The sequence below is a fragment of the Stappia sp. genome, from assembly GCF_048268045.1.
GTDB lineage: Bacteria > Pseudomonadota > Alphaproteobacteria > Rhizobiales > Stappiaceae > Stappia.
In genome coordinates this window covers 39,388-59,403 of the sequence record NZ_JBLWWG010000004.1, presented here as the reverse complement: position 1 = coordinate 59,403, position 20,016 = coordinate 39,388, and the positions used below count along the sequence as shown (strand labels likewise).

Below are 20,016 nucleotides of genomic sequence, written 5' to 3'. Positions count from 1 at the left end.
CATCACCGGTTCAGGACAATCATCTGGCGGGGTCACGCGGGTCGGCCGTTCCGTTCCGGTTGCCGCATTGGCGCCCCCGCCCGGCGGTAGTGCCCGAGCCTGCCGACTTCAATCGAACGCCTCAAACGGGGTGGCGAAACTCACCTCGATGGGAAGTGCCGCACGGGCGGCCTCGGTAAGCGCCAGCGCCTGGAAGGCAGCCCCCGCATACGGCGCGGATACCTTGCGCGCAAGCTCCGAGTCGAACCCGAAACGCGGATAATAGGCCGGCGGACCGAGCACCAGAACGAGATCGACGCCTTCCCCACGCAATGTCTCGAGCCCGTCGCGCACCAGCGCCGAACCGATGCCCGAGCGCTGAAGGTCGGGCGTGACGGCAACCGGCGCCAGACAGGCGATGGTCAGGCGATGCGCCGGTCCCGCTCCCGTGACCCGCGAAAAGGCGACATAGCCGACGACACGACCGTCCGGCCCGACCGCCACCCGTTCATGCAGGAACGCACCGCAGGCCCGCAGCTCGTGAACGAGCCGGGCTTCGGCGTCCTGACCGAACGCCGCGCCGAGCAGGGTGGAGATCGCTTCCGCGTCCGCGGAAGAGGCCGTTCTGAGCGTCGGAGCAAGAGATGGATGGGTCATGGTCACGGGTTCCGGTTGGCTTGCGGCTACTGCGGGCAGGGTGGGACATCAGGCGTGCGTGCCTGACAGGCTGCATCCTATAGCAGGCGCCGACGGCTTGGCGATTGTGCAATGACGCCGCCGTCGCCTGTCAGGAAAGCCGGTCGCCGGTGGCGATCTGCGCGCCGCGCAGGAACTCAGCCGCAGCCATCGGCTTGCGCCCGGCCCGCTGGAGCTGCAGCAGCCTCACGGCTTCGCCCCCGCAAGCCACGACGAGTCCCGCCTCCGTGTCCGCCGCAACGACGTCTCCCGGTGCCGCACTGCCTCCGGCGTCTGCAAGCGCCGAGCGCAGCACCTTCACCCGCTCCGTGCGACCGCCAAGCTCGATCTCGCACCAAGCGCCTGGAAAGGGCGAAAGCCCCCGGATATGGTCGTGCACGTCCTGCGCCGGTCGGCTCCAATCGATCCGGGTTTCGGACTTCTCGAGCTTGCGGGCATAGGTGACACCCTCTTCCGCCTGCGGCGTGGCGACGAGGCCACCGCGCGGCAGGGCGGCGAGCGCACGCGTCATCAAGTCGCCGCCAAGCGCGGACAGGCGGTCGTGCAGTTCTCCTGCGGTCATGGTCTCGCCGATGGCAACCTTCTCGGCCATATAGACCGGGCCGGTGTCGAGTCCCGCCTCCATGCGCATGACCTCGACGCCCGTTTCCCTGTCGCCGGCCATGATCGCCCGGTTGATCGGGGCTGCCCCGCGCCAGCGGGGCAGCAACGACGCATGCAGGTTGAGGCAACCGTAAACAGGAACATCGAGCACCGCGCGCGGCAGGATGAGGCCATAGGCGACGACGACGGCGACATCCGGCTCGAGCGCGGCAAAAGCCGCGCGCTCTTCTTCCCCCTTGAAGGAGACGGGCGCACGCACCTCGATGCCGAGCGTTTCGGCGGCCTGATGCACCGGCGAACGCCGCTCCTCCATGCCGCGTCCAGCCTTGCGCGGCGGCTGGGTGTAGCAGGCGACCACGTCATGGCCCTGGCCGACGATTTCCATGAGCGTCGGCACGGAGAAATCCGGAGTGCCCATGAAGACGACGCGAAGGCTCATGCCCGTTTCCCTTGTTCTTTGCGCCCCCAGGCGGGGATACATGTGGACGGGTGGCAGAAGGGCGGCACCCACGCAGGCCCCGGGTCCATCATCGCCCGGGCGCTCTCGGCCGCAGCCGGCCCTTATCGCTACGGAAATGCCCGCAGCACTCAGGCCTTGTCGGTCAGCCGCGCCTGTTTCTGGAACTTCTTCACGACCCGCTCGCGCTTCAGCTTGGAGATATGGTCGATGAACAGCACGCCATCCAGGTGATCGATCTCGTGCTGGAGGCAGGTGGCGAGAAGACCGTCGGCCTCGATCTCGCGCTCGACGCCCTCGCGGTCGAGAAATTTCAGCGCGATCTTTTCGGGCCGTTCCACATCCTCGTAGTATTCGGGAATGGAGAGGCAGCCTTCCTGGTAGATCGAGCGCTCAGGCGATTCCCAGATCACCTGAGGGTTGATCACCACCATCGGCTCCGCCTCCTCGCCCTCGCGCGCCACGTCGAGCACCAGCATGCGCCTGGGCACGCCAATCTGGATCGCCGCAAGGCCGATCCCCGGCGCGTCGTACATGGTCTCGAGCATGTCGTCTGCCAGCTGGCGGATCGCATCGTCGACCTTGGCGACGGGTTCGCTGACCAGCCTAAGCTTGGCGTCGGGGAGGATGAGGATGTCGCGTTTCGTCATGCCGCTGAAATATGGGAAGTCCGGCCGTGCGTCAACGCGTGCGGCCACGGAAACCGTGCGCCGCACGTTCCCTCGTTTCGAGGGATGTTCTATATTTGTTTCCATGACAGCGATTCTGTTCTCGATCGGCAACCGTCCCGTGACCATGGCCGAGGCCATTGCCTGTGCTGCCATTGGCGCGCTGGTGTTGCTCGCGGTCGTGGTCGTGACCCTGCTGCGGCAGGCCGGCGTCAGGCGCCAGGCCGAGTGGCGGGCGGAAGATCGCGCGCATGAACTTGAGGAAAAGCTTGCAGCCATGGTGAAGGCCCAGTCCGAAATGACCGGACGGATGCAGACCATGGCGGAGGTTTTCGGCTCGCGGCAGGGCGACCTGATGCGCGCCGTCAACGACCGGCTCGACGGCATGAGCCACAAGCTCGGCCAGTCCATGGCGGAGACAACCCGGCGCACCCATGAGGGACTGAGACACCTGCACGAACGCCTCGCCGTGATCGACCGGGCGCAGGCGACGATCAGCTCCTTGTCCGGGCAGGTCGGCGAGCTGCAGTCTATCCTGGCCAACAAGCAGACGCGTGGCGCTTTCGGTCAGGGCCGGATGGAGGCACTGATCCAGGATGCGCTGCCACCAGCCGCCTTCACCTTTCAGGCAACGCTCTCGACGGGCGTGCGCCCCGACTGCCTGATCCATCTGCCCAATGGCTCACCCTCGCTCGCCGTCGATGCAAAGTTCCCGTTGGAGGCCTATACCGCGCTGAAGGATGCGCGCGATGCCGAGGCGACGAAACAGGCCCAGGCCCGGTTCCGGCGCGACATCGGCAAGCACCTGTCAGATATCCGCGAACGCTATCTCGTGCCGGGTGAGACGCTCGACACAGCTTTCATGTTCGTTCCCTCGGAGAGCGTCTTTGCCGAGATCCATGAGCAGTTCGACGATCTTGTCCAGCGGGCGCATCGCCTGCGGGTGGTGATCGTCTCCCCGTCCCTGCTGCTGCTCTCCATCCAGGTGATCCAGTCGGTGCTGCGCGACGCGCGGATGCGCGAGGAGGCCCACCGCATCCAGGCGGAGGTCGGCCATCTGGTGCAGGACGTGACGCGCCTCGACGAGCGCGTTCGCAAGCTCCAGTCTCATTTCGGCCAGGCGGAACGGGATATCGAGCAAATCCTGATTTCCAGCGAAAAGATCACCAAACGCGGTCGTGGCATCGGCGAGCTGGATCTGGCACCGGAGGCAGCACCTGTCGCCTCCAGCCCCGACACCGGGCTGCGCCCGAACGGGTCCGGTCTTCCGCCGCTCCGCGACCACCCGGGGCATCAGGGCTGACGTCGGCCCCGCCGTCGCCTCGACGACAGGCCCGGATCAGCTCACCTCTTCGATATCGACAAGCAGGCTGTCCTTTTCCGAGATCACCCTGACCTGCCGCGCGTCATCGGCATAGTTCTCGAGGACGAAGCGAAAGTCGATGGCATGCAGCACCTGCAGGCATCGCCCCGGAAGCGGATGCACGGTCACCTTCACCACATAGACAGGCGGGTTCGATTTCTCGATCGCATCAAGCACGGCTTTCGCCTCGTGACAGGGCGTCGGCGCGACGACCCGACCAATGACGACGAGCCTGCCCGGCCTCGGAGGCATGGTATCCACCCATGCCTTGACCTTCTCCAGATCTCCAACACCCATGACAACCTCCTTTTTGGAAAACACCCGATTTGCTATCGGCCGCGGCCAGAAAGCTGACAGGTCGACACACACCATAAATTGCATTTTTATTTAAAAGCAACTCAATCGCCGCCTCCCTCCCCTTTGCTTGCGCTGGCGCAAGCGGTTAAGAGGGAGATCCCACCCAAGCGGAGCTGCCCGATGTCCCTCCTGATCGCCGTCGCCGGATGGAATTCCCTGCCCTGGGTCGAGAGGCTGTCGTCGCGGCTGCCAGGCCATACGGTGCGCAGCTATCCCGATGACCTTGGGGACCTGTCGGAAATCCGCTATGCACTCGCCTGGAAGCCGGAAGCGGGCTTGCTGGCGCGCTGCCCCAATCTGGAAGTGATCTTCTCGCTGGGAGCCGGCGTCGACCATCTGCTCGCGCAGCCGGATCTACCCGCAGCGCCGCTCGTGCGAGTGGTGGATCCCGATCTGACGGCTCGCATGAGCGAATGGGTGGCGCTGCAGGTGTTGCTCCATCATCGCCAGCAACTGACCTATCTCGCCCAGCAGAAGGCACGGCTCTGGAAGAGCCTGGACCAGCCTGCTGCACGGCGCGTGCGGGTGGGCATCCTCGGTCTTGGCGTTCTGGGGACGGATGCGGCGCGCGTGCTCGCGACGCTCGGCTTCGAGGTCGCCGGCTGGGCGCGCAGCCGCAAGACACTCGACGGGATTGCCTGTTTCGCGGGATCCGACGAACTCGATACCTTCCTCGGACGAACCGACATTCTGGTGAACCTGTTGCCGCTGACACCAGACACCCGGCACCTCATCGATCACGCCCTGCTGTCGAAACTCGCTCGCGACGGGGCGCTCGGCGGTCCGGTCTTCATCAACGCCGGCCGCGGCGGCAGCCAGGTCGAGGCGGACCTGGTGCGCGCGCTGACGGACGGCACGCTCACGGGGGCAAGCCTTGACGTGTTCGAGACCGAGCCGCTGTCGCCGGACAGCCCGTTGTGGGGACTTGAGAATGTCGTGGTGACACCGCATGTGGCGGCCGACAGCGATCCGGAGACGATCTCGGACTATATCGCCGCGCAGATTGCCGCGCATGAGCGCGGCGAGAAGCTCGAGAATGTGGTTGACCGGACGGTCGGCTACTAGGAGCAGCGACGCTCCGCTGCTCAGCAATGGTAGCGGCGGGCCTTGGTGAACCAGAGATCTACAATCGCCTGGACGACGGGGCGCAGGCCCCGCGACGTATCCGGCTTCTGGAAGAGCGCATCGAACCAACCGGCACTGGCTTCGTTTACCGGCGCATCGCGCGTCAGTCCGATGATCGGAAGCGATGCGGCATCGAACCGCTGACGCAGCCGTCGTGCCAGGTCTCCGCCATTCAGCCCCGGAAGGCGAACCGCGGTCACCACGCAATCGAACGGCGGACCATCCGCCTCATCTGTATCCGCCAGCAGATCAAGCGCCGTTTCCGCCAGGCTCACCCTGCGGATGCGCACATTCCCGGTCAGGGCTTCAAGCGTTTCGCGAAACAGACGCGCGTCGTCCGTGTTGTCCTCCACATGAAGGAAAACGGCATGGGGTATCGCATGCAGCATTCAGAGCTGTCCGTCCGAGGCTGGAACGCCAAATATCCCGTCGTGCCAAAGGCAGGAAGCGGGTATCGGGGTCCGGAAATGCAAGAGGGCAGCGGACGGGATGAGGCAGGAGCCACCGGAGACCGACCGCGCAAGCCGACTGGCACGCGAAGATACGTGCGTCGAATTTGCGCGGAAACTATCCCCATCAATATGTAACTACAAATGCAATTCGTGCATATCTGGTGACGACTTGGAGCATAAAACAAACAACAAGAATGAATACTTATTCAATTTATAAATTTCGCAGCGGGAGTTTTTTCGAGCGTTTTATTTCGCTTCCCAAAAAAATAGACAATCACGGCGACCACGACGTCAGGCGAAGCGCCTCCAGCCGGTCAGGCGTCCCCACTCGCTGCGTGCAATACGGGCGAGCGCTGTCTCCACCGGCTCACGCGCGACGGTCATCGTGAACCCGTTGGCGTGAAGCAGTGTGGCCGGGTCGCAGATGATACCGACGTGCCCCTTCCAGAACAGCAGATCGCCCCGGCGCAGATCGGACGGAACGCCATCGCCCGGCTCAAGGGCGACGCCCGCCTCGACTTCCAGCATGTCGCTGTCCCTCGGCAGGGCGATCCCCGCCTGCTGGGCGGCAAGCTGGACAAGAGCCGAGCAATCGAGGCCAAGCGAGGTCCGACCTCCCCAGAGATAGGGCGTTCCCAACAAACTTTCGGCAACCGCAACCCAGTCCCCAGCGATATGGTCGAGCCGCTCCAGATGACGGGCCACCATGGCCGAGCCATCCTCGAGAACGGCATAGTCGAGGCCGCGCGTCGTTGCGTTCCCCGTGACACGAACACGGGCGCCGAGCGACAGAAGGCCGACCGGCGGCAGCTTCAGTTCCGCCCCGGGATAGCGATAGCTGCGCGGCACGGCCACCCGATGCGTGGCCGGAGCACCCGCTTCCGACACCGCCTCTGCCGGCAGATATCCGACGTATCCGTCGGTCTCGAGCTGCCCCCAGGCCCAGCCGTCATCGCGGATCTCGTAGACGGTGAAAGTCTCCCCGAAAAGCGCCTGGGTGTCGATCGGTCGCGCCTGATCGGCAACCGGGCGAATGTCGGCGAAGTCGGCGGAAATCCGCATCGCGCGTCCCTCGACGAACTGCCTGGCCGACACACTTCCAGCGTAGCTTGCAGCGGCGAGATCGGCGCGCACGGGATGGCGGCGCCTGTCGAGGGACGAGGCAGGAATGGAAGAGGAAGCGGCCATGTCATTCTCCACACGGCCTAGCGCGTGATCGCGGCCGCCTTTTCGGTGATCGTATCGCCGATCCGCTCCAGGTAAAGCGCACCGGCAACCGTGCGCGTCACGACGACATTGCGGCGGTCCGCCTCGTCGCGGCGACGCGAGAGAAGCTTCATCGCCCCCAGCGTGTCGAGCGCGCGGGTGATCACCGGCTTGGTGACATCGAGCCGCGCGGCCAGGCCGCGCACCGTGTGCGGCGGCGGCTCCAGATAGACCGTCAGCAGGATCGCCATCTGGCGAGATGTCAGGTCCTGGTCGCCGTCGGTGACCAGGGACATGGTGACGTCGTGCCAGAGCCGGAGCGCCTGTGCCGGCCGGATCTCGATCCCCATCCCTTCGAAACCTTCGCTCTTCACCCGGACCGCGTGCCCAGGACCTCGGATGAGGGCACTCTAGGGCGATATCGTTTCGGATCCGTTATACGCGAGGCGACAGATCCGCTTCCTTACGCAGGCGGGTAGCGGTCCTTCAGACAGGCGAACAGGGCCCGCACCGTCTGAGCCTCTCCGCCGGCCGGGCGTCCCGGCCGATCGGACGGGTTCCAGCCATAGATGTCGAGATGCGCCCAGGTCTTCGCCTTCCCGACAAACCGCGACAGGAACAGGGCTGCCGTGATGGAGCCAGCAAAACCAGCGCCACTCGTGTTGATGTGGTTGATGTCCGCGATACGGCTGTCGAGATAGCTCTCGTAGGGACGCCACAATGGCAGGCGCCAGAGCGGATCGTTCACCGCCTCGGCGCTTGCTGCAAGGTCATCGGCGAAGGCATCGTCATCGGTGTAGAGCGGCGGCAGTTCGGGGCCGAGCGCGACACGGGCCGCACCCGTCAGCGTCGCCATGTCGATCAGTAGCTCCGGTTCCTCCTCATCGGCAAGCGCCAGTGCGTCTGCGAGCACCAGCCGGCCTTCCGCGTCGGTGTTCCCGATCTCGACGCTCAGGCCCTTGCGGCTTGCCAGCACATCGCCCGGACGGAAGGCATCGCCGGAAATCGCATTCTCCACCGCGGGAACGATGACGCGCAGGCGAACCGGAAGGCGCGCCTCCATGATCATCGCGGCAAGGCCGAGCACGTTGGCGGCCCCACCCATATCCTTCTTCATCAGCGCCATGCCGCTTGCCGGCTTGATGTCGAGGCCGCCGGTGTCGAACACGACGCCCTTGCCAACGAGAGTGACCTTGGGATGCGCCATCTCTCCCCAGGTGGCGTCGACCAGTCTCGGAGCGCGCGCGCTGGCGCGGCCGACGGCGTGAACCATGGGAAAATTCGCTGACAGCAGAGCATCGCCCTCGATGACGTTGCCCTGGCCGCCGTTGCGGGAAAAGAGCGCGAGCATCGCGTCCGCCAGTTCGGCCGGCCCAAGGTCGTTGGCCGGCGTGTTGATGAGATCGCGGGCGATCTGCACGCCGGAAAGGATCACTCCGATTGCCTCCAGGTCGACCCCGGCGCCAACCATCAGGCGTGGCCGCGGCTTGTCGGAAGGCTTGCTGTAGCGCTCGAAGCGGTAGGCCCCGAGCGCGAAGGCCAGTGCGGCCTCATCCTCGGCTCCCGCCGCTCCGCCATCACCGAGATCGAGACGATAGTCGCCAGGCGCGAGTTTCTTCGGCAGGTCACCTGCCGCAAACCCCGGCCTTCCCGGCGAGGCGACGCCGTAGAGCACCGCCTTGAACGATCCATCCGGCGCGGGAACGGCCAGCAATTGGCCCGCCCCCCCGTCGAAGCCACTCGCCTCGGCGAAACGCACGGCAGCCGGGCCAAGGTCCGCAAGCCGGCTCGCTGCCCTGTCCTTGTCGACAAGACAGACGGTGACGGTGGATGCCGAAACATCATGGGCGAGAAGCGAGGTGAGCAAGGGAGGCTCCTTCCGAAGAAAACGGGACGGATTTGCCATAGCTTAAACCACGTTCACCGAAAGACGGCAAACCTCCGGAACGCGCATCGCCGACCCACCTGGGCGGTCGCGGCGGTTCCTCCGCCGACGATTTAACGAAGCATTAGGGTTAACGCCCTATTGCTTGATGCAAGCAATTTGCGAATCCCACAGGCGCTTCGAGGAGCCCCTTTCATGGCCGCCACACGTCGCTCCACCTCCCGTCCGGTCGCGCTGCGTCTCACCCTCGCGGTGTCGCTGGCGGCAATGCTGGCGGTCAGCGGTTGCGCCTCGTCGAAGCGCAGCATCGGCACCCATGCCAGTGCCACACAGGGCTATGTGACACCCGGGTCCGATGCCGCCCGCCAGGCGGTTGGCTACTGGGGGCAGGCTTACGAGCGGGACCCGGCCAACCGCGACAACATCCTCAACTACGCCGCGGCACTTCGCCGAAACGGCCAGGTCGAGCAGGCGGAGGCCGTGCTCCGCAAGGCGGTGATCTCGCATCAGTCCGACCGCGATGTCGCGGCCGCCTATGGCAAGGTGCTGGCGATGGGCGGCAAGCTGCCGGAAGCGCTTCAGGTCATCAACGGTGCCCAGACCCCCACCAATCCGGACTGGCGCCTGATGTCGGCCGCCGCCGCAATCAACGACCAGATGGGCAACACCGCGGAAGCCCGCGATCTCTACAATCAGGCCCTGAAGATTGCCCCGGGCGAGCCGAGCCTGCTGAACAATCTCGCCATGTCCTACCTCCTGTCCGGCGACGTGAAGGAGGCGGAAAAGGTGCTGCGCGGCGCGGCCGCCAGCCCCAAGGCCGACAGCCGCATCCGCCAGAACCTGGCGCTCGCCATCGGGCTTCAGGGCCGCTTCGAGGAAGCCGAGACGGTCGCCCGCGCGGAAATAGATCCGCGTCAGGCCAACGAGAACATCGCCTACCTGAAGTCGATGCTGGCCCAGCGCAACTCCTGGGCGGAAATCTCCGCGGCCGACAAGAAGGGCAAGAAGAAGAGCGGCGGCTGATCCGGCTGCTTTTCCGCTCTGCGCGTCCCCTGGCTTGGTTCATGCACGTCATTTGAAAAACGAAAAGCCCCGGCCGATGCGGCCGGGGCTTTTTCGTATCCGCAATCCGCAGACGGGCGGCGCGGACCCGCAGCTATCGGAAGGTTGCCATCGCCTGGATGATCACCGGTCCGATGATGACGGCAAGCAGCACCGGCAGGAAGAACACGATCATCGGCACGGTCAATTTCGGCGGCAGGGCGGCCGCCTTCTTCTCCGCCGCCTGCATGCGCTGAGAGCGGCTCTCGTCGGCCATGACACGTAGCGCCTGCGAGACCGGCGTGCCGTAGCGTTCAGCCTGGATCAGGGCGAGCGAGACGTTCTTGACGTTCTCCAGCCCGGTCCGCTTCGAGAGATTCTCGTAGGCCAGGCGACGATCGCCGAGATAGGACAGCTCGGCATTGGTCAGCGTCAGTTCCTCGGCAAGCGCGACCGACTGAACGCCAATCTCTTCCGCCACCTTGCGGAAAGCGACCTCGATCGACATGCCCGATTCCACGCAGATCAGCATCAGGTCGAGCGCATCGGGCCAGGCTCGGTTGATGGAGGTCTGCCGGTTCTGGATCCTGTTCTTCACGTAGAGGTCTGGCGCGTAGTAGCCGATGAAGGCGATGACGCTGGCGATCAGCACCTTGACCATCGGCGGCTGCTCGAGCTGCAGCACAACGAAGGTGTAGAACAGCGCCACGACGAAGAGGATCACCGGCATCACCAGCCGGGCGAACAGGAAGGTGTAGAGCGGCCGGGGACCGCGAAAGCCCGCCTGCACCAGATGGAACGCGGTCTTCTCGTCCGACATCAGGTTTCGCAGGTTCAGCCGATCGACAAAGGTCTGCAGTCGCTTCTTGGGCTGATTTCGCAGCGAAACACGCGAGTTCTGCTTCTCGTTGGCAAGGCGTGCGCGCTCGCGGGCGCGCAGCTTGTCGCGCTCCAGAGCCACGGTCTTCATCCGCGTCTTCAGCCGATCGCCCTCGATCAACGGCATCACCAGGGCAAAGACCGTTCCGCCGACAGCGAGTGCGGTCAGCCCCATGATGATGTTCTGCTGGGAGAGTAGACTTGTGAAATTCATGCCCGTCTCCCGCTCAGAAGTCGAAGTTGATCATCTTCTTCATGATCACCATCCCGGACACCATCCACACTCCGCTGAAGGCGAGGATCATGTTGCCGGCCGGATCGGTGAAAAGAAGCATGATGTAGGACGGGCTGGTCAGCGACAGGATGCCGACGACGATGAACGGCAGCGAACCGATGATGGCGGCGGAGGACTTGGCCTCCTGGCTCATCGCCTTGATCTTGCCCTTCATCGCGCGGCGCTCGCGCAGCACCTTGGAAAGGTTGCCGAGCGCCTCGGACATCGATCCGCCCGCCTGCGACTGGATGGCGACGACGATGGCGAAGAAATTCGCCTCCGGCACAGGCATGCGTTGCGGCAGCTTGGCGACTGCTTCCGACAGGGTGACGCCCATGGACTGCGCCTCGATGATACGGCGGAACTCGGTCTTGATCGGCTCGCGCGCCTCCTGGGCAACGATCGAGATGCACTCGGCCAGCGGAAGGCCGGCCTTGGTGCCGCGCACGATCACATCGACGGCGTTCGGCAGTTCTGCCAGGAAGGCCTCGACCCGGCGCTTGCGGAGAAACGACAAGAGATAGCGCGGCAGGCCGAAGAACCCGACGAATGCAAGACACCCGAGCAACAGGATCGAGGAGGTGATGAAAAGCCCGACAAGCAGAAGCACAACGCCGCTGACGATCGAGAAAACATAGAAGGTGCGCTTGCTCCACGACAGGCCGGCCTGCTCAAACCGCTCCTCGAGCGAGGGGTTCGACGCCTTCTGCACCTTCTTTCGTTCCCGCAGCTCGAACTCGCGGAGCTGGTCCTGCACGGACTTGCGGCGCTTGTCCGCATCCTTGATCTTTCGGACACCGTCAACCGTCGCCGGACGGGAGGCGACCGTCTTCAATCGCTTGTCGCTGCGCGACCCACCGCTCATCAGCGGCTGGAACACCGCGTAGACGACGCCGACGACCGCGAACATCGCCAGCACGGCGGCGGCGAGGCGTGTCATCTCCGGTGTCAGGAAAGCCTGGAGGTCAACCACGCGCCTCCTCCATCACTTCCGCCGCATCGAGAGCGGTCGCAAGGCGCTGTTCCTCTCCGAAATAGCGGGCCTTTTCCCAGAATTTCGGCCGGCCGATACCGGTGGAGCGATGACGGCCAATCAGGCGGCCGTTCGCGTCCTCGCCGAGGATGTCGTAGAGGAACACGTCCTGGGTGATGACAACATCGCCTTCCATGCCAACGATTTCAGTGACATGGGTGATACGGCGCGAGCCGTCGCGCAGGCGCTGAGCCTGGACGATGACGTCGATCGAGGACACGATCATCTCGCGCAACGTCTTCGACGGCAGCGAGAAGCCACCCATGGTAATCATCGATTCAAGACGCGACAGCGCCTCGCGCGGGCTGTTGGCGTGCAGCGTTCCCATCGATCCGTCGTGGCCGGTGTTCATCGCCTGCAACAGGTCGAAGGCCTCCGGGCCGCGCACCTCGCCGACGATGATGCGTTCGGGCCGCATACGCAGGCAGTTCTTGACCAGATCGCGCATGGTCACCTCGCCCTCTCCCTCAAGATTGGGCGGGCGGGTCTCGAGGCGAACCACATGGGGCTGCTGGAGCTGCAGCTCGGCCGCATCCTCGCAGGTGATGATCCGCTCAGTGGAATCGATATAGGCGGTCAGGCAGTTGAGCAGCGTCGTCTTGCCCGAGCCGGTGCCGCCGGAAATGAGGATGTTGCAACGGGAGCGGCCGATGATCTCGAGGACGGTCGCGCCCTCCGGGGAGACAGAGCCGAACTGGACAAGCTGCTTCAGTGTCAGCTTGTCCTTCTTGAACTTACGAATGGTGAGCGTCGGGCCGTCGATGGCGAGTGGCGGCGCGATGACGTTGACGCGCGAACCGTCGGCGAGGCGTGCGTCGCAGATCGGGCTCGATTCATCGACGCGCCGGCCGACCTGGCTGACAATGCGCTGGCAGATGTTCATGAGCTGCCGGTTGTCGCGGAAACGCACACCGGTTCGCTGCATCCTGCCCTCGGTCTCGATGTAGACCGTGTCGGCGCCATTCACCATGATGTCGGCGATGTCGTCTCGTGCCAGCAGCGGCTCGAGCGGGCCGAATCCGAGCACATCGTTGCAGATGTCCTCGAGCAGGTCTTCCTGCTCGGAAATCGACATGACGACATTCTTGAGCGCGATAATGTCGTTGACGACATCGCGAATTTCCTCGCGCGCCTCTTCGGCAGAAAGTCGCGTCAGCAGCGAGAGATCGATTGCCTCGACCAGCGCATTGAAGATCGAGGCCTTGGTCGCATAATACTCGGGTGAGCGCTCACGCTCCTTCGCCGCCGCAGGCGCGGCCTGCGGACGGGAGGCGGCGGGCGGCGGAGACGGTGGCGCAACGGGAGGCGCGACAGGGGCGGCCGGCTGGGATGAAACCGCCGGAGGCGGCGTCGGCGCAACAGCCGGCGTGGCCGGCGAAGGCGGTGCCTTCGGGCTGGAAATCGGCGTTCCGGATGTTGCCCCACGTCGACCGAACATCGTTACCTGCTCTCGGTTCGTCTATACGGGCGCTCTCGACACAAGCTCACGCTCACGCCGCGCCCTTCTTCAGGAAACGGTTGACCAGCGCACCGAGCGCCAGTCCTTTCCGCCTCTGCACCTCACCCCGTCCGGTCACCACCTGCGAGATCCTGTCGAACATTTCCGCGGTGGCATGGCGCTCGTCCTGCTCGCCGATCATCTGACCGTTGTTGGCCGCGACCCCGAAGAGCTGCGGCTCGAACGGGATGGCGACGACGGCCTCAACGCCAAGCGCATCGGCGAATTCCGCCGCCTTGATCTCCGGCCGCTTGGGAACGCCGACCCGATTGAGAACCAGCCTGGGAGGAGCGTCGTTCGGACGGAGCTGGCGCAGCGTATCGATCATGTTCTTGGCATTGCGCAGGTTGGCGAGGTCCGGCTCGGCGACGATGACCACGTCGTCGGCGGAGGAAAGCACCCGCCGCACCCAGCCCGCCCAGCTGTGCGGAACGTCAAGAACCACAGAGGGCGCACCCTGGCGCATCACGTCGACCAGTCCGTCGAAGCCCGTCTCGCCGTAATCGTATGTGCGCTCCAGCGAGGCTGGCGCGGCCAGGAGGCTCAGCTTGTCGGCGCATTTGGACAGGAGCCGGTCGAGCATGGTCTCGTCGAGACGCTCAGGCGTGGAAATGGCTTCGTAGACGCCCTGAAGCGGATCCTGGTTGAAGTCGAGGCCAGCGGTGCCGAAGGCAAGATCGAGATCCGCGAGCAGCACGTCCTTCTCGAACAGCCGGGCAATCGACCAGGCAACATTGTGCGCCACCGTCGAGGCTCCAACGCCGCCCTTGGCACCAACAAAGGCAACCGCGCGGCCAAGCGGATCCGTATCCGGGTTCGCATAGAGCTCGCCAATCGCACCGATCACATGGAACAGGCTTACCGGGGCGACAAGATAGTCGCTGATGCCGCGGTGAATGAGCTCGCGATAAAGCAGCACGTCATTGACGTGGCCGATGATCATCACCTTGGTGCCCGCATCGCAGACTTCCGCAAGGCGCTCCAGTTCCTGCAGCAGGCGCGCCGTCTCCAGACGGGTCTCGATCAGGATCAGGTTCGGCGTCGGGGCGGAACCATAGAAATCGACCGCAGCCGAAATCCCGCCGCGGTGAACCTTCACATGCGCCTTGGCCATGCGGCGGTCCTGCGACGCATCCTCGATGGCGCGGGCAACTCCGTCGGTCTCGCAAAACGCCTGGACGGCGATGCGCGGGACCGCCTTCAGATCGAGCGTGTCGATCGGCGCGGTCACTTCCGGAGCGGTGTGGTGCGACACCTCCTCCCGGATGCCCCCTTCCTCCGGGGGTTCGCTTCCATATGAAAGGCTGCTCATCCTTTAAACTCCCAAGAGGATCAGTTGCCCACCGCGTCGGACACCTTGGCGCCAACGCCTTCCTTGTACTCGGACGACGTCTTCTCGCCCTTGCGGTACTTCTCGTACACGGTGCCACGGCGGTTCTGGTCAGCCGGCGTGGAGGCGCGCGGATAAAGAAGGTCGGTCGGATTCTCGACCATCGCCGCCAGGTTCGCCTGGCTGGAACAGCCGAAATTATAATATTGCGTGTTGTTCAGCTCCGGCTGGTGGTAACGGCCATTGCCACCGCCGGCGATGTTGTCCGGCCATTGTCCGCACGGTCCGGCACTCGCCTGGATGCCCGAATAGGCAAGGCGGACCGGGGCGGAAACATTGGGATCGGAGACGGGATAGCTGCGGGTCACAATGCGCTTGGACGAGATGCCCCCCCTGGCGATGGCCGAGCGGATCTGCGGCAGAACCGCATGGACGGCCGCCTCGTTTCCAGAGCCGGACGGCACGACCACCTCAACGGCGTCGCCGCCGCGCGAGCGGGCCTCGCCGGCAAAGCTCGACACCACGGCGGCGAGTTGCGGCGACAGCTTTCGAGTGCCGCTTCCAATCGGCAGGTCGAGCGTCTTGGTGCCTTCCGCGACAACAATCGGGTGACGCAGACGATAGTCGTTCAGCGCCAGAACATCGGTCGTCGGGCGCTGGGTCTGACAGCCGGCGGCAAGCAGTGCCGAGGCAAGGGCGAGCGCCAGCGGAGCGGCGCGGACGACCTGCCGCATCTGCCCCTTGGGGGCGGGACGGCGAATGGCGGGACGGGGCGGCATGGCTGCGTACCTCACTCGTAGATGTAGCCGACCTGGCCGTGATAGGAGCCTTCACCCCGCGCACCGGAAACCCGATACATGCGGTTGAGGCGGTTCAGGAAAATGGTATCGCCGTCCGTCGCGGGAGCGAGATTCTTGGTGGGTGCGACCAGCTCGGAGCGGGCGACCGGACGGACCGTATAGGGCGTCACGAAGACCACCAGCTCGGTTTCCTGGCGCAGGAAGTCGCGGCTCTTGAACAGCGCGCCGAGGATCGGCACCTGCATCAGACCGGGGACGCCGTTGAGGTCCTGCTTGTAGGTTTCCTTGAGCAGGCCGGCCATCACCAGCGTTCCGCCGGACGGCAACTCGACGGTCGATTCCGCGCGGCGCACCTTCAGCGCCGGGATCGTCAGAGTACCGATATTGACAGCGCCTTCCTGGGTGATCTCGCTGACCTCGGTCTTCACGCGAAGCGAGATCCGCCCGGAGCCGAGCACCACCGGAGTGAAGTCCAGACCGACGCCGAACTTCTTGAACTGCACGGTGACCTTGTTGTTTTCCTCGGCAATCGGGATCGGGAACTCGCCACCGGCCAGGAAGCTGGCGTTCTCGCCGGAAATCGCCGTCAGCGTCGGCTCGGCAAGCGTGCGGATCACGCCGTCGCGCTGCAATGCCTCGATGTTGGCCTTGAGCTGGGTGCTGCCCGCGATGAACCCCGAGGTGCTGTTCGGATTGGTCGGGTCGAACAGACCGCCGGCGGCACGGTTCACGACGTTCGAGTTCACCGTGTAGCTGGGAGAATTGTTGAAACCGACGTTGTAGTTGCCGATGCCGATGTTGCCAGCGAGGTTGACGCCGAGCTGCTTGATGATCGAGCGCTCGACCTCGGCCACGGTCACCTTCAGGTGCACCTGGTCGGAGCCGCTGACGGAAATCATGTTGAGGACCGGCTTTGCCCCCTCCCCGGACGTCTGCGAGAAGCGCGCCGCAAGATCGGCGGCACGCTGCGCCATTTCCGTACTGGAGGCCGTTCCGCTCAGCACGATATTGCCGTTGACCGATTCCGCCCGGATCTCGGCGCCGGGAATGGCTCGGCGCATCATGGCGTTGAGGTCGGTGGTGTCCGTCTCGACGGCAAGGTCGTAGCTGGCGATCTGGTTGCCGGCGCGCCCGAACAGGAAGAGGCTCGCCTGTCCGGCCTTGTTGCCCATGATGAACACGCGGCGGGAATTGCGCACGACCGCGTCTGCGACCGCCGGGCTGGAGACGATGACGTCGCTCACCTCCTCGCCGAGGTTGATCACGACGGAGCGACCGAGGCCGACGCGAAGCAGGCGTCCGGCGACCCGCTCTCCAGCGGAGACCGTCACCGATTTCGGAAAGCCGTCAGCCATCGCCCTCGACGACCCGCCAAGCCCGCCACCCAGGGCAAGGCCGATGGCAAGCGCCAGGCCAAGGGCGCAGCGTGCGCCAGTGCCTTGAAAACGTTGAGCCAACATCAGACTTCTCCTTGCCGTCGTCTCCGGACCCACATGCAGTCTCACTTCTGGGTCTGCATCTGCCCGGACACGCCGAACTTCACGAAATTCACACCGCCGCCGACTTCTTCCGTCTCGGCATTGTCCGCGGAATCCTCGGCGGAGCGGAGCACCAGCGAGATCGTCCCGAGCTGCGAGGCCTGGGCAACGACCTCCGCCTGCGACGGCAACAGTTCCAGCGTCGCGGTCTGGCCGGGCGGAAGCGACTTCTCGTTCTGTTCGCCCGCCGTCGTGGTGTCGATGGCCAGGACGCGGACGTTCTGAAGGATCGTTTCGCTGAGGAACGAGTTGCTGCCCCGATTGCCCGACTGGCGGGTCAGGATCACATCGACCTTGTCGCCAGGAAGAATGAAGCCACCGGCGGCGGTCAGCGCCTCGACCGACACGGCAATGGCCCGCTTGCCCTTGGGCAGGATCGACGACATGAAACCGCGGTCGCTGTTGATCAGGCGCTCCTCGCGCAGCGGCTCGCCCTCGTAGACAGGCGCCTTGGCGATGCGACCGACGAGTTCATCAAGCGCCCCGGGACGCTCCGACCGGAGGATGGCGCTCTGTGGCGCAAGTTCCTTCGGCCATTCGGTCCAGCGCAGATCTCCGCTGCTGACCGACGAGCCCAGAGCGATGTCGCGATCGGCGACGAGCACCTCATCCTTCGGCGTCTCGGAGACGACGGCGACAGGCTCGGCCACGGGCTCGGGCCCGGTGTTCATCACCATGCGCGCCACCAGCAGGCCTGCCGCGAGCGAGATACCCAGAATGGCCAATCGTGCGATCTTCATTACCAATACCCGTAGAGATCGAGACGGGACCGGATTCAGTGAACTGACCCGATCATGTTGCGCCTACTGTTGCGGGTAAATGGTCAAGACATGGTTAATCAGGGGTGAGCAACTTTGATGAATATACGTTAACCTTCTTGCATTTCGGGGAATGAACCGAGTCCTTTACCATCCGTTAACGCAAGAATGCCGGAGAGCACATCCGGCCTCCGGCAAGCAAACGACAGAAGGGAAATGAGGAATGCGCGAAGGCTCAGCTCAGCGCATGAAACCAGACCGACTGCGGATAGATCTCCAGTGCGGCCAGCGACAAAGCGATCCCGTAAGGAATGCCCGTCACCCGATCATGCAGACGCAAGATCCATTCGCCCCGCCCGGCCGGTAGCGGCAGGAAGGGCACCTGCCGGAAGAACAGGATCGCGAGCGTCAACACGCCGCCATAGATCCCCGCGAGCGCCAGAAACGCCACGGAGGCCTGGCTAAAGCCGAACCACAGGGCGATCACCGTCGCGATCTTGGCATCGCCGCCGCCCATCCAGCCGAAAGCGAAGAAAGAGAAACAGACGCACAAGGTGAGACCGGCGGCCAGCAGATGCCAGCCGATATCGGCGATGCCGATGCCGATCATCGGGGCGAGCACGGCAAAGCCCGCCACAAGCAACAGCGAAACCCGGTTGGGGATCGTCATGGTGAAGAGGTCGGAGGCGCCGGCGAAGGCGACCAGCGTCGGAAACACGACCAGAAGTGCGGCGTCGAGCATATCCCATGTCCTCTTCCCCGGGGCACCGGGCAATCGGCATCCCGCTTCGGCGCGCCATGCCGCGTGAACGCGAACGGCAACGCGGCCCAGTCTTGCCGCAGACGCTTAAGACCGGGTTGACGCCGGCAGAAGAAGCCGGCGCAAAAGAATACGGGCGGCCGAAGCCGCCCGATCATCGGAAGGGGTCTCCGCAACGCGGTTGCGTGCCGGAGACCCTGTCCCTCGTGTCGCGTTGCGACTTACTTGACGGCAGAGTTGGCCGTGGTCAGCTTCGTCGAAACGGTCGTGAAGATCGCGGAGATCTGCGTACCGGCCGTGGTCACGGCGGTGACGATGCCGATGGAGATCAGGCCAGCGATCAGGCCATACTCGATCGCGGTCGCGCCGGATTCGTCCTTGGCAAAACGAGCAAGAATATTCTTCATGATTGGCTCCTAGCTTCCACTTTATTTGACTGCGCCATCTCGGCGACCTTTGTTTTCTAAATGTTGGCCGCTCGAAGATGAGATCACTATAGGAAGCACACCTTGCTACAAGGTTAAGCCGATCATAGAGCGACATACCGTTTTCACTCGGAGGAGTTATTGGTTAACAACTAGCAAATACATTCACTCCAACTTTAGCTGCAACAGGCTCAAGACGGCACCGCGCTGCGGCCGCAACCCGCTGGAACCACCGATACATCCTGAATCCGCTACGTCAGGTGTTCAGGCAACCCGCGCGGCCCAGGTGGATCGCCTCTTCCAGCGCAACTGCATCCTGACGACCGTTAGCGCTTCCTTCACCAATGTCGTTCACCTTCGGGTAGCCATTCTCGTAGGGAGCCGTATGTCATGCCGCCCTTTCGCGCGTTCACAAGCGCCGCTCTTTCCATCGCAGCGCTGCTTTTTTCGATGATCGCGGCCGGCGATGCCGTTGCATCCGAAGACGGCCCCGTGCACGTGATGACCGATCGCGCCAAGGTTTTTCGCATCGACGCACCGGCTGACACCGTCATTGTCGGCAATCCGGCCATTGCCGACGTGACGATGTACGACCGCCAGACGGTCGTCGTCACCGGCAAGCTCTACGGCACCACCAACCTCGTGATCCTCGACAAGAAGGGGGAGCCGATCATCGATGAGGTGATCACGGTCGGCTCCGCGCCATCCGATGTCGTCACGGTCATGCGCAACACCGCGCGCAGCTCCTATTCCTGCTCTCCGGTCTGCGAGCCCGTACTCAGGGTCGGCGATGTCGAGGCCTCCTACGACGCGACGGCCAAGCAGGCTCAGGCGCACACAGAGATGTCCGAGAAGGCAGCCGGCCTGAACAATTGACCGGCCAGGGGCC

Annotated in this window: 21 protein-coding genes; 4 read left to right on the top strand and 17 right to left on the bottom strand. The window is 64.4% G+C overall.

Translation table 11 applies throughout. The annotated features are described in order from the left end of the window. Window positions 1–108: 108 nt before the first annotated feature. From ACN0WF_RS07675 to def, 3 genes are all read right to left on the bottom strand, one after another. Complete coding sequence (locus tag ACN0WF_RS07675; protein WP_417772221.1) at window positions 109–636, bottom strand: GNAT family N-acetyltransferase; 528 nt, start codon at window positions 634–636, stop codon at window positions 109–111. A 130-nt stretch (window positions 637–766) separates the two neighbouring features. Further along, on the bottom strand, window positions 767–1,717 hold the full coding sequence (gene fmt, locus ACN0WF_RS07670; RefSeq protein WP_417772220.1) for a methionyl-tRNA formyltransferase: 951 nt from the start codon (window positions 1,715–1,717) through the stop codon (window positions 767–769). A 149-nt stretch (window positions 1,718–1,866) separates the two neighbouring features. Further along, entirely contained in the window at window positions 1,867–2,385 is a 519-nt protein-coding gene (gene def / locus ACN0WF_RS07665) for a peptide deformylase (RefSeq protein WP_417772219.1), read from the bottom strand. A 103-nt stretch (window positions 2,386–2,488) separates the two neighbouring features. Here def and ACN0WF_RS07660 point away from each other — a divergent pair, with 103 nt between their 5' ends. Beyond that, a complete protein-coding gene (locus tag ACN0WF_RS07660; protein ID WP_417772218.1) occupies window positions 2,489–3,706 on the top strand; it encodes a DNA recombination protein RmuC in 1,218 nt (405 codons plus the stop codon). 36 nt (window positions 3,707–3,742) lie between these two features. On the opposite strand, the gene ACN0WF_RS07655 is transcribed toward ACN0WF_RS07660, so the two are convergent. Next, window positions 3,743–4,063: a hypothetical protein gene (locus ACN0WF_RS07655; protein ID WP_417772217.1), complete on the bottom strand. Its 321-nt coding sequence runs from the start codon at window positions 4,061–4,063 to the stop codon at window positions 3,743–3,745. A 180-nt stretch (window positions 4,064–4,243) separates the two neighbouring features. Here ACN0WF_RS07655 and ACN0WF_RS07650 point away from each other — a divergent pair, with 180 nt between their 5' ends. Then, window positions 4,244–5,188, top strand: a complete 945-nt coding sequence (locus tag ACN0WF_RS07650; protein ID WP_417772216.1) for a 2-hydroxyacid dehydrogenase — start codon at window positions 4,244–4,246, stop codon at window positions 5,186–5,188. A 20-nt stretch (window positions 5,189–5,208) separates the two neighbouring features. On the opposite strand, the gene ACN0WF_RS07645 is transcribed toward ACN0WF_RS07650, so the two are convergent. The 4 genes from ACN0WF_RS07645 to ACN0WF_RS07630 form a co-directional block, all read right to left on the bottom strand. Then, entirely contained in the window at window positions 5,209–5,637 is a 429-nt protein-coding gene (locus ACN0WF_RS07645; RefSeq protein ID WP_417772215.1) for a response regulator, read from the bottom strand. 354 nt (window positions 5,638–5,991) lie between these two features. Further along, window positions 5,992–6,888 carry a C40 family peptidase gene (locus ACN0WF_RS07640; RefSeq protein WP_417772214.1) on the bottom strand — a complete coding sequence of 299 codons (897 nt, stop codon included), beginning with the start codon at window positions 6,886–6,888 and terminating at the stop codon, window positions 5,992–5,994. A 17-nt stretch (window positions 6,889–6,905) separates the two neighbouring features. Continuing rightward, window positions 6,906–7,256: a MarR family winged helix-turn-helix transcriptional regulator gene (locus tag ACN0WF_RS07635; protein ID WP_417772213.1), complete on the bottom strand. Its 351-nt coding sequence runs from the start codon at window positions 7,254–7,256 to the stop codon at window positions 6,906–6,908. Window positions 7,257–7,369: 113 nt separating this feature from the next. After that, window positions 7,370–8,773 carry a leucyl aminopeptidase family protein gene (locus ACN0WF_RS07630; protein ID WP_417772212.1) on the bottom strand — a complete coding sequence of 468 codons (1,404 nt, stop codon included), beginning with the start codon at window positions 8,771–8,773 and terminating at the stop codon, window positions 7,370–7,372. Window positions 8,774–8,986: 213 nt separating this feature from the next. Here ACN0WF_RS07630 and ACN0WF_RS07625 point away from each other — a divergent pair, with 213 nt between their 5' ends. Then, window positions 8,987–9,814 (top strand): tetratricopeptide repeat protein, encoded by an 828-nt coding sequence (locus ACN0WF_RS07625; RefSeq protein WP_417772211.1) that lies wholly within the window; start codon window positions 8,987–8,989, stop codon window positions 9,812–9,814. Between the two features lie 133 nt (window positions 9,815–9,947). Here the strand turns inward: ACN0WF_RS07625 and ACN0WF_RS07620 are convergent, their stop codons facing one another. The 9 genes from ACN0WF_RS07620 to ACN0WF_RS07580 form a co-directional block, all read right to left on the bottom strand. Then, window positions 9,948–10,925 (bottom strand): type II secretion system F family protein, encoded by a 978-nt coding sequence (locus ACN0WF_RS07620; RefSeq protein ID WP_417772210.1) that lies wholly within the window; start codon window positions 10,923–10,925, stop codon window positions 9,948–9,950. Window positions 10,926–10,938: 13 nt separating this feature from the next. After that, complete coding sequence (locus ACN0WF_RS07615) at window positions 10,939–11,958, bottom strand: type II secretion system F family protein (RefSeq protein WP_417772209.1); 1,020 nt, start codon at window positions 11,956–11,958, stop codon at window positions 10,939–10,941. Continuing rightward, a complete protein-coding gene (locus ACN0WF_RS07610) occupies window positions 11,951–13,456 on the bottom strand; it encodes a CpaF family protein (protein ID WP_417772208.1) in 1,506 nt (501 codons plus the stop codon). Before ACN0WF_RS07610 ends, ACN0WF_RS07615 begins: the two co-directional genes overlap by 8 nt. 52 nt (window positions 13,457–13,508) lie before the next feature. Continuing rightward, a complete protein-coding gene (locus ACN0WF_RS07605; RefSeq protein ID WP_417772207.1) occupies window positions 13,509–14,828 on the bottom strand; it encodes an AAA family ATPase in 1,320 nt (439 codons plus the stop codon). Between the two features lie 20 nt (window positions 14,829–14,848). Continuing rightward, window positions 14,849–15,625: a CpaD family pilus assembly protein gene (locus ACN0WF_RS07600; protein ID WP_417772206.1), complete on the bottom strand. Its 777-nt coding sequence runs from the start codon at window positions 15,623–15,625 to the stop codon at window positions 14,849–14,851. Window positions 15,626–15,636: 11 nt separating this feature from the next. Then, complete coding sequence (locus tag ACN0WF_RS07595) at window positions 15,637–17,106, bottom strand: type II and III secretion system protein family protein (RefSeq protein ID WP_417772205.1); 1,470 nt, start codon at window positions 17,104–17,106, stop codon at window positions 15,637–15,639. A 41-nt stretch (window positions 17,107–17,147) separates the two neighbouring features. Then, window positions 17,148–17,924 (bottom strand): Flp pilus assembly protein CpaB, encoded by a 777-nt coding sequence (cpaB, locus tag ACN0WF_RS07590; RefSeq protein ID WP_417772204.1) that lies wholly within the window; start codon window positions 17,922–17,924, stop codon window positions 17,148–17,150. 253 nt (window positions 17,925–18,177) lie between these two features. Beyond that, complete coding sequence (locus ACN0WF_RS07585; protein ID WP_417772203.1) at window positions 18,178–18,684, bottom strand: A24 family peptidase; 507 nt, start codon at window positions 18,682–18,684, stop codon at window positions 18,178–18,180. A 239-nt stretch (window positions 18,685–18,923) separates the two neighbouring features. Continuing rightward, entirely contained in the window at window positions 18,924–19,109 is a 186-nt protein-coding gene (locus ACN0WF_RS07580) for a Flp family type IVb pilin (RefSeq protein WP_417772202.1), read from the bottom strand. A 408-nt stretch (window positions 19,110–19,517) separates the two neighbouring features. On the opposite strand from ACN0WF_RS07580, the gene ACN0WF_RS07575 reads away from it, so the two are divergent. Next, on the top strand, window positions 19,518–20,003 hold the full coding sequence (locus tag ACN0WF_RS07575) for a pilus assembly protein N-terminal domain-containing protein (RefSeq protein ID WP_417772201.1): 486 nt from the start codon (window positions 19,518–19,520) through the stop codon (window positions 20,001–20,003). Window positions 20,004–20,016: the final 13 nt, after the last annotated feature.

Excerpts from the sequence above, each read along its gene's own strand:
- ACN0WF_RS07675 (WP_417772221.1), bottom strand. The coding sequence starts at position 636 with ATGACCCATCCATCTCTTGCTCCGACGCTCAGAACGGCCTCTTCCGCG.
- fmt (WP_417772220.1), bottom strand. The coding sequence starts at position 1,717 with ATGAGCCTTCGCGTCGTCTTCATGGGCACTCCGGATTTCTCCGTGCCG.
- def (WP_417772219.1), bottom strand. The coding sequence starts at position 2,385 with ATGACGAAACGCGACATCCTCATCCTCCCCGACGCCAAGCTTAGGCTG.
- ACN0WF_RS07660 (WP_417772218.1), top strand. The coding sequence starts at position 2,489 with ATGACAGCGATTCTGTTCTCGATCGGCAACCGTCCCGTGACCATGGCC.
- ACN0WF_RS07655 (WP_417772217.1), bottom strand. The coding sequence starts at position 4,063 with ATGGGTGTTGGAGATCTGGAGAAGGTCAAGGCATGGGTGGATACCATG.
- ACN0WF_RS07650 (WP_417772216.1), top strand. The coding sequence starts at position 4,244 with ATGTCCCTCCTGATCGCCGTCGCCGGATGGAATTCCCTGCCCTGGGTC.
- ACN0WF_RS07645 (WP_417772215.1), bottom strand. The coding sequence starts at position 5,637 with ATGCTGCATGCGATACCCCATGCCGTTTTCCTTCATGTGGAGGACAAC.
- ACN0WF_RS07640 (WP_417772214.1), bottom strand. The coding sequence starts at position 6,888 with ATGGCCGCTTCCTCTTCCATTCCTGCCTCGTCCCTCGACAGGCGCCGC.
- ACN0WF_RS07635 (WP_417772213.1), bottom strand. The coding sequence starts at position 7,256 with ATGGGGATCGAGATCCGGCCGGCACAGGCGCTCCGGCTCTGGCACGAC.
- ACN0WF_RS07625 (WP_417772211.1), top strand. The coding sequence starts at position 8,987 with ATGGCCGCCACACGTCGCTCCACCTCCCGTCCGGTCGCGCTGCGTCTC.
- ACN0WF_RS07620 (WP_417772210.1), bottom strand. The coding sequence starts at position 10,925 with ATGAATTTCACAAGTCTACTCTCCCAGCAGAACATCATCATGGGGCTG.
- ACN0WF_RS07610 (WP_417772208.1), bottom strand. The coding sequence starts at position 13,456 with ATGTTCGGTCGACGTGGGGCAACATCCGGAACGCCGATTTCCAGCCCG.
- ACN0WF_RS07605 (WP_417772207.1), bottom strand. The coding sequence starts at position 14,828 with ATGAGCAGCCTTTCATATGGAAGCGAACCCCCGGAGGAAGGGGGCATC.
- ACN0WF_RS07600 (WP_417772206.1), bottom strand. The coding sequence starts at position 15,625 with ATGCCGCCCCGTCCCGCCATTCGCCGTCCCGCCCCCAAGGGGCAGATG.
- ACN0WF_RS07595 (WP_417772205.1), bottom strand. The coding sequence starts at position 17,106 with ATGTTGGCTCAACGTTTTCAAGGCACTGGCGCACGCTGCGCCCTTGGC.
- cpaB (WP_417772204.1), bottom strand. The coding sequence starts at position 17,924 with ATGAAGATCGCACGATTGGCCATTCTGGGTATCTCGCTCGCGGCAGGC.
- ACN0WF_RS07585 (WP_417772203.1), bottom strand. The coding sequence starts at position 18,684 with ATGCTCGACGCCGCACTTCTGGTCGTGTTTCCGACGCTGGTCGCCTTC.
- ACN0WF_RS07580 (WP_417772202.1), bottom strand. The coding sequence starts at position 19,109 with ATGAAGAATATTCTTGCTCGTTTTGCCAAGGACGAATCCGGCGCGACC.
- ACN0WF_RS07575 (WP_417772201.1), top strand. The coding sequence starts at position 19,518 with ATGCCGCCCTTTCGCGCGTTCACAAGCGCCGCTCTTTCCATCGCAGCG.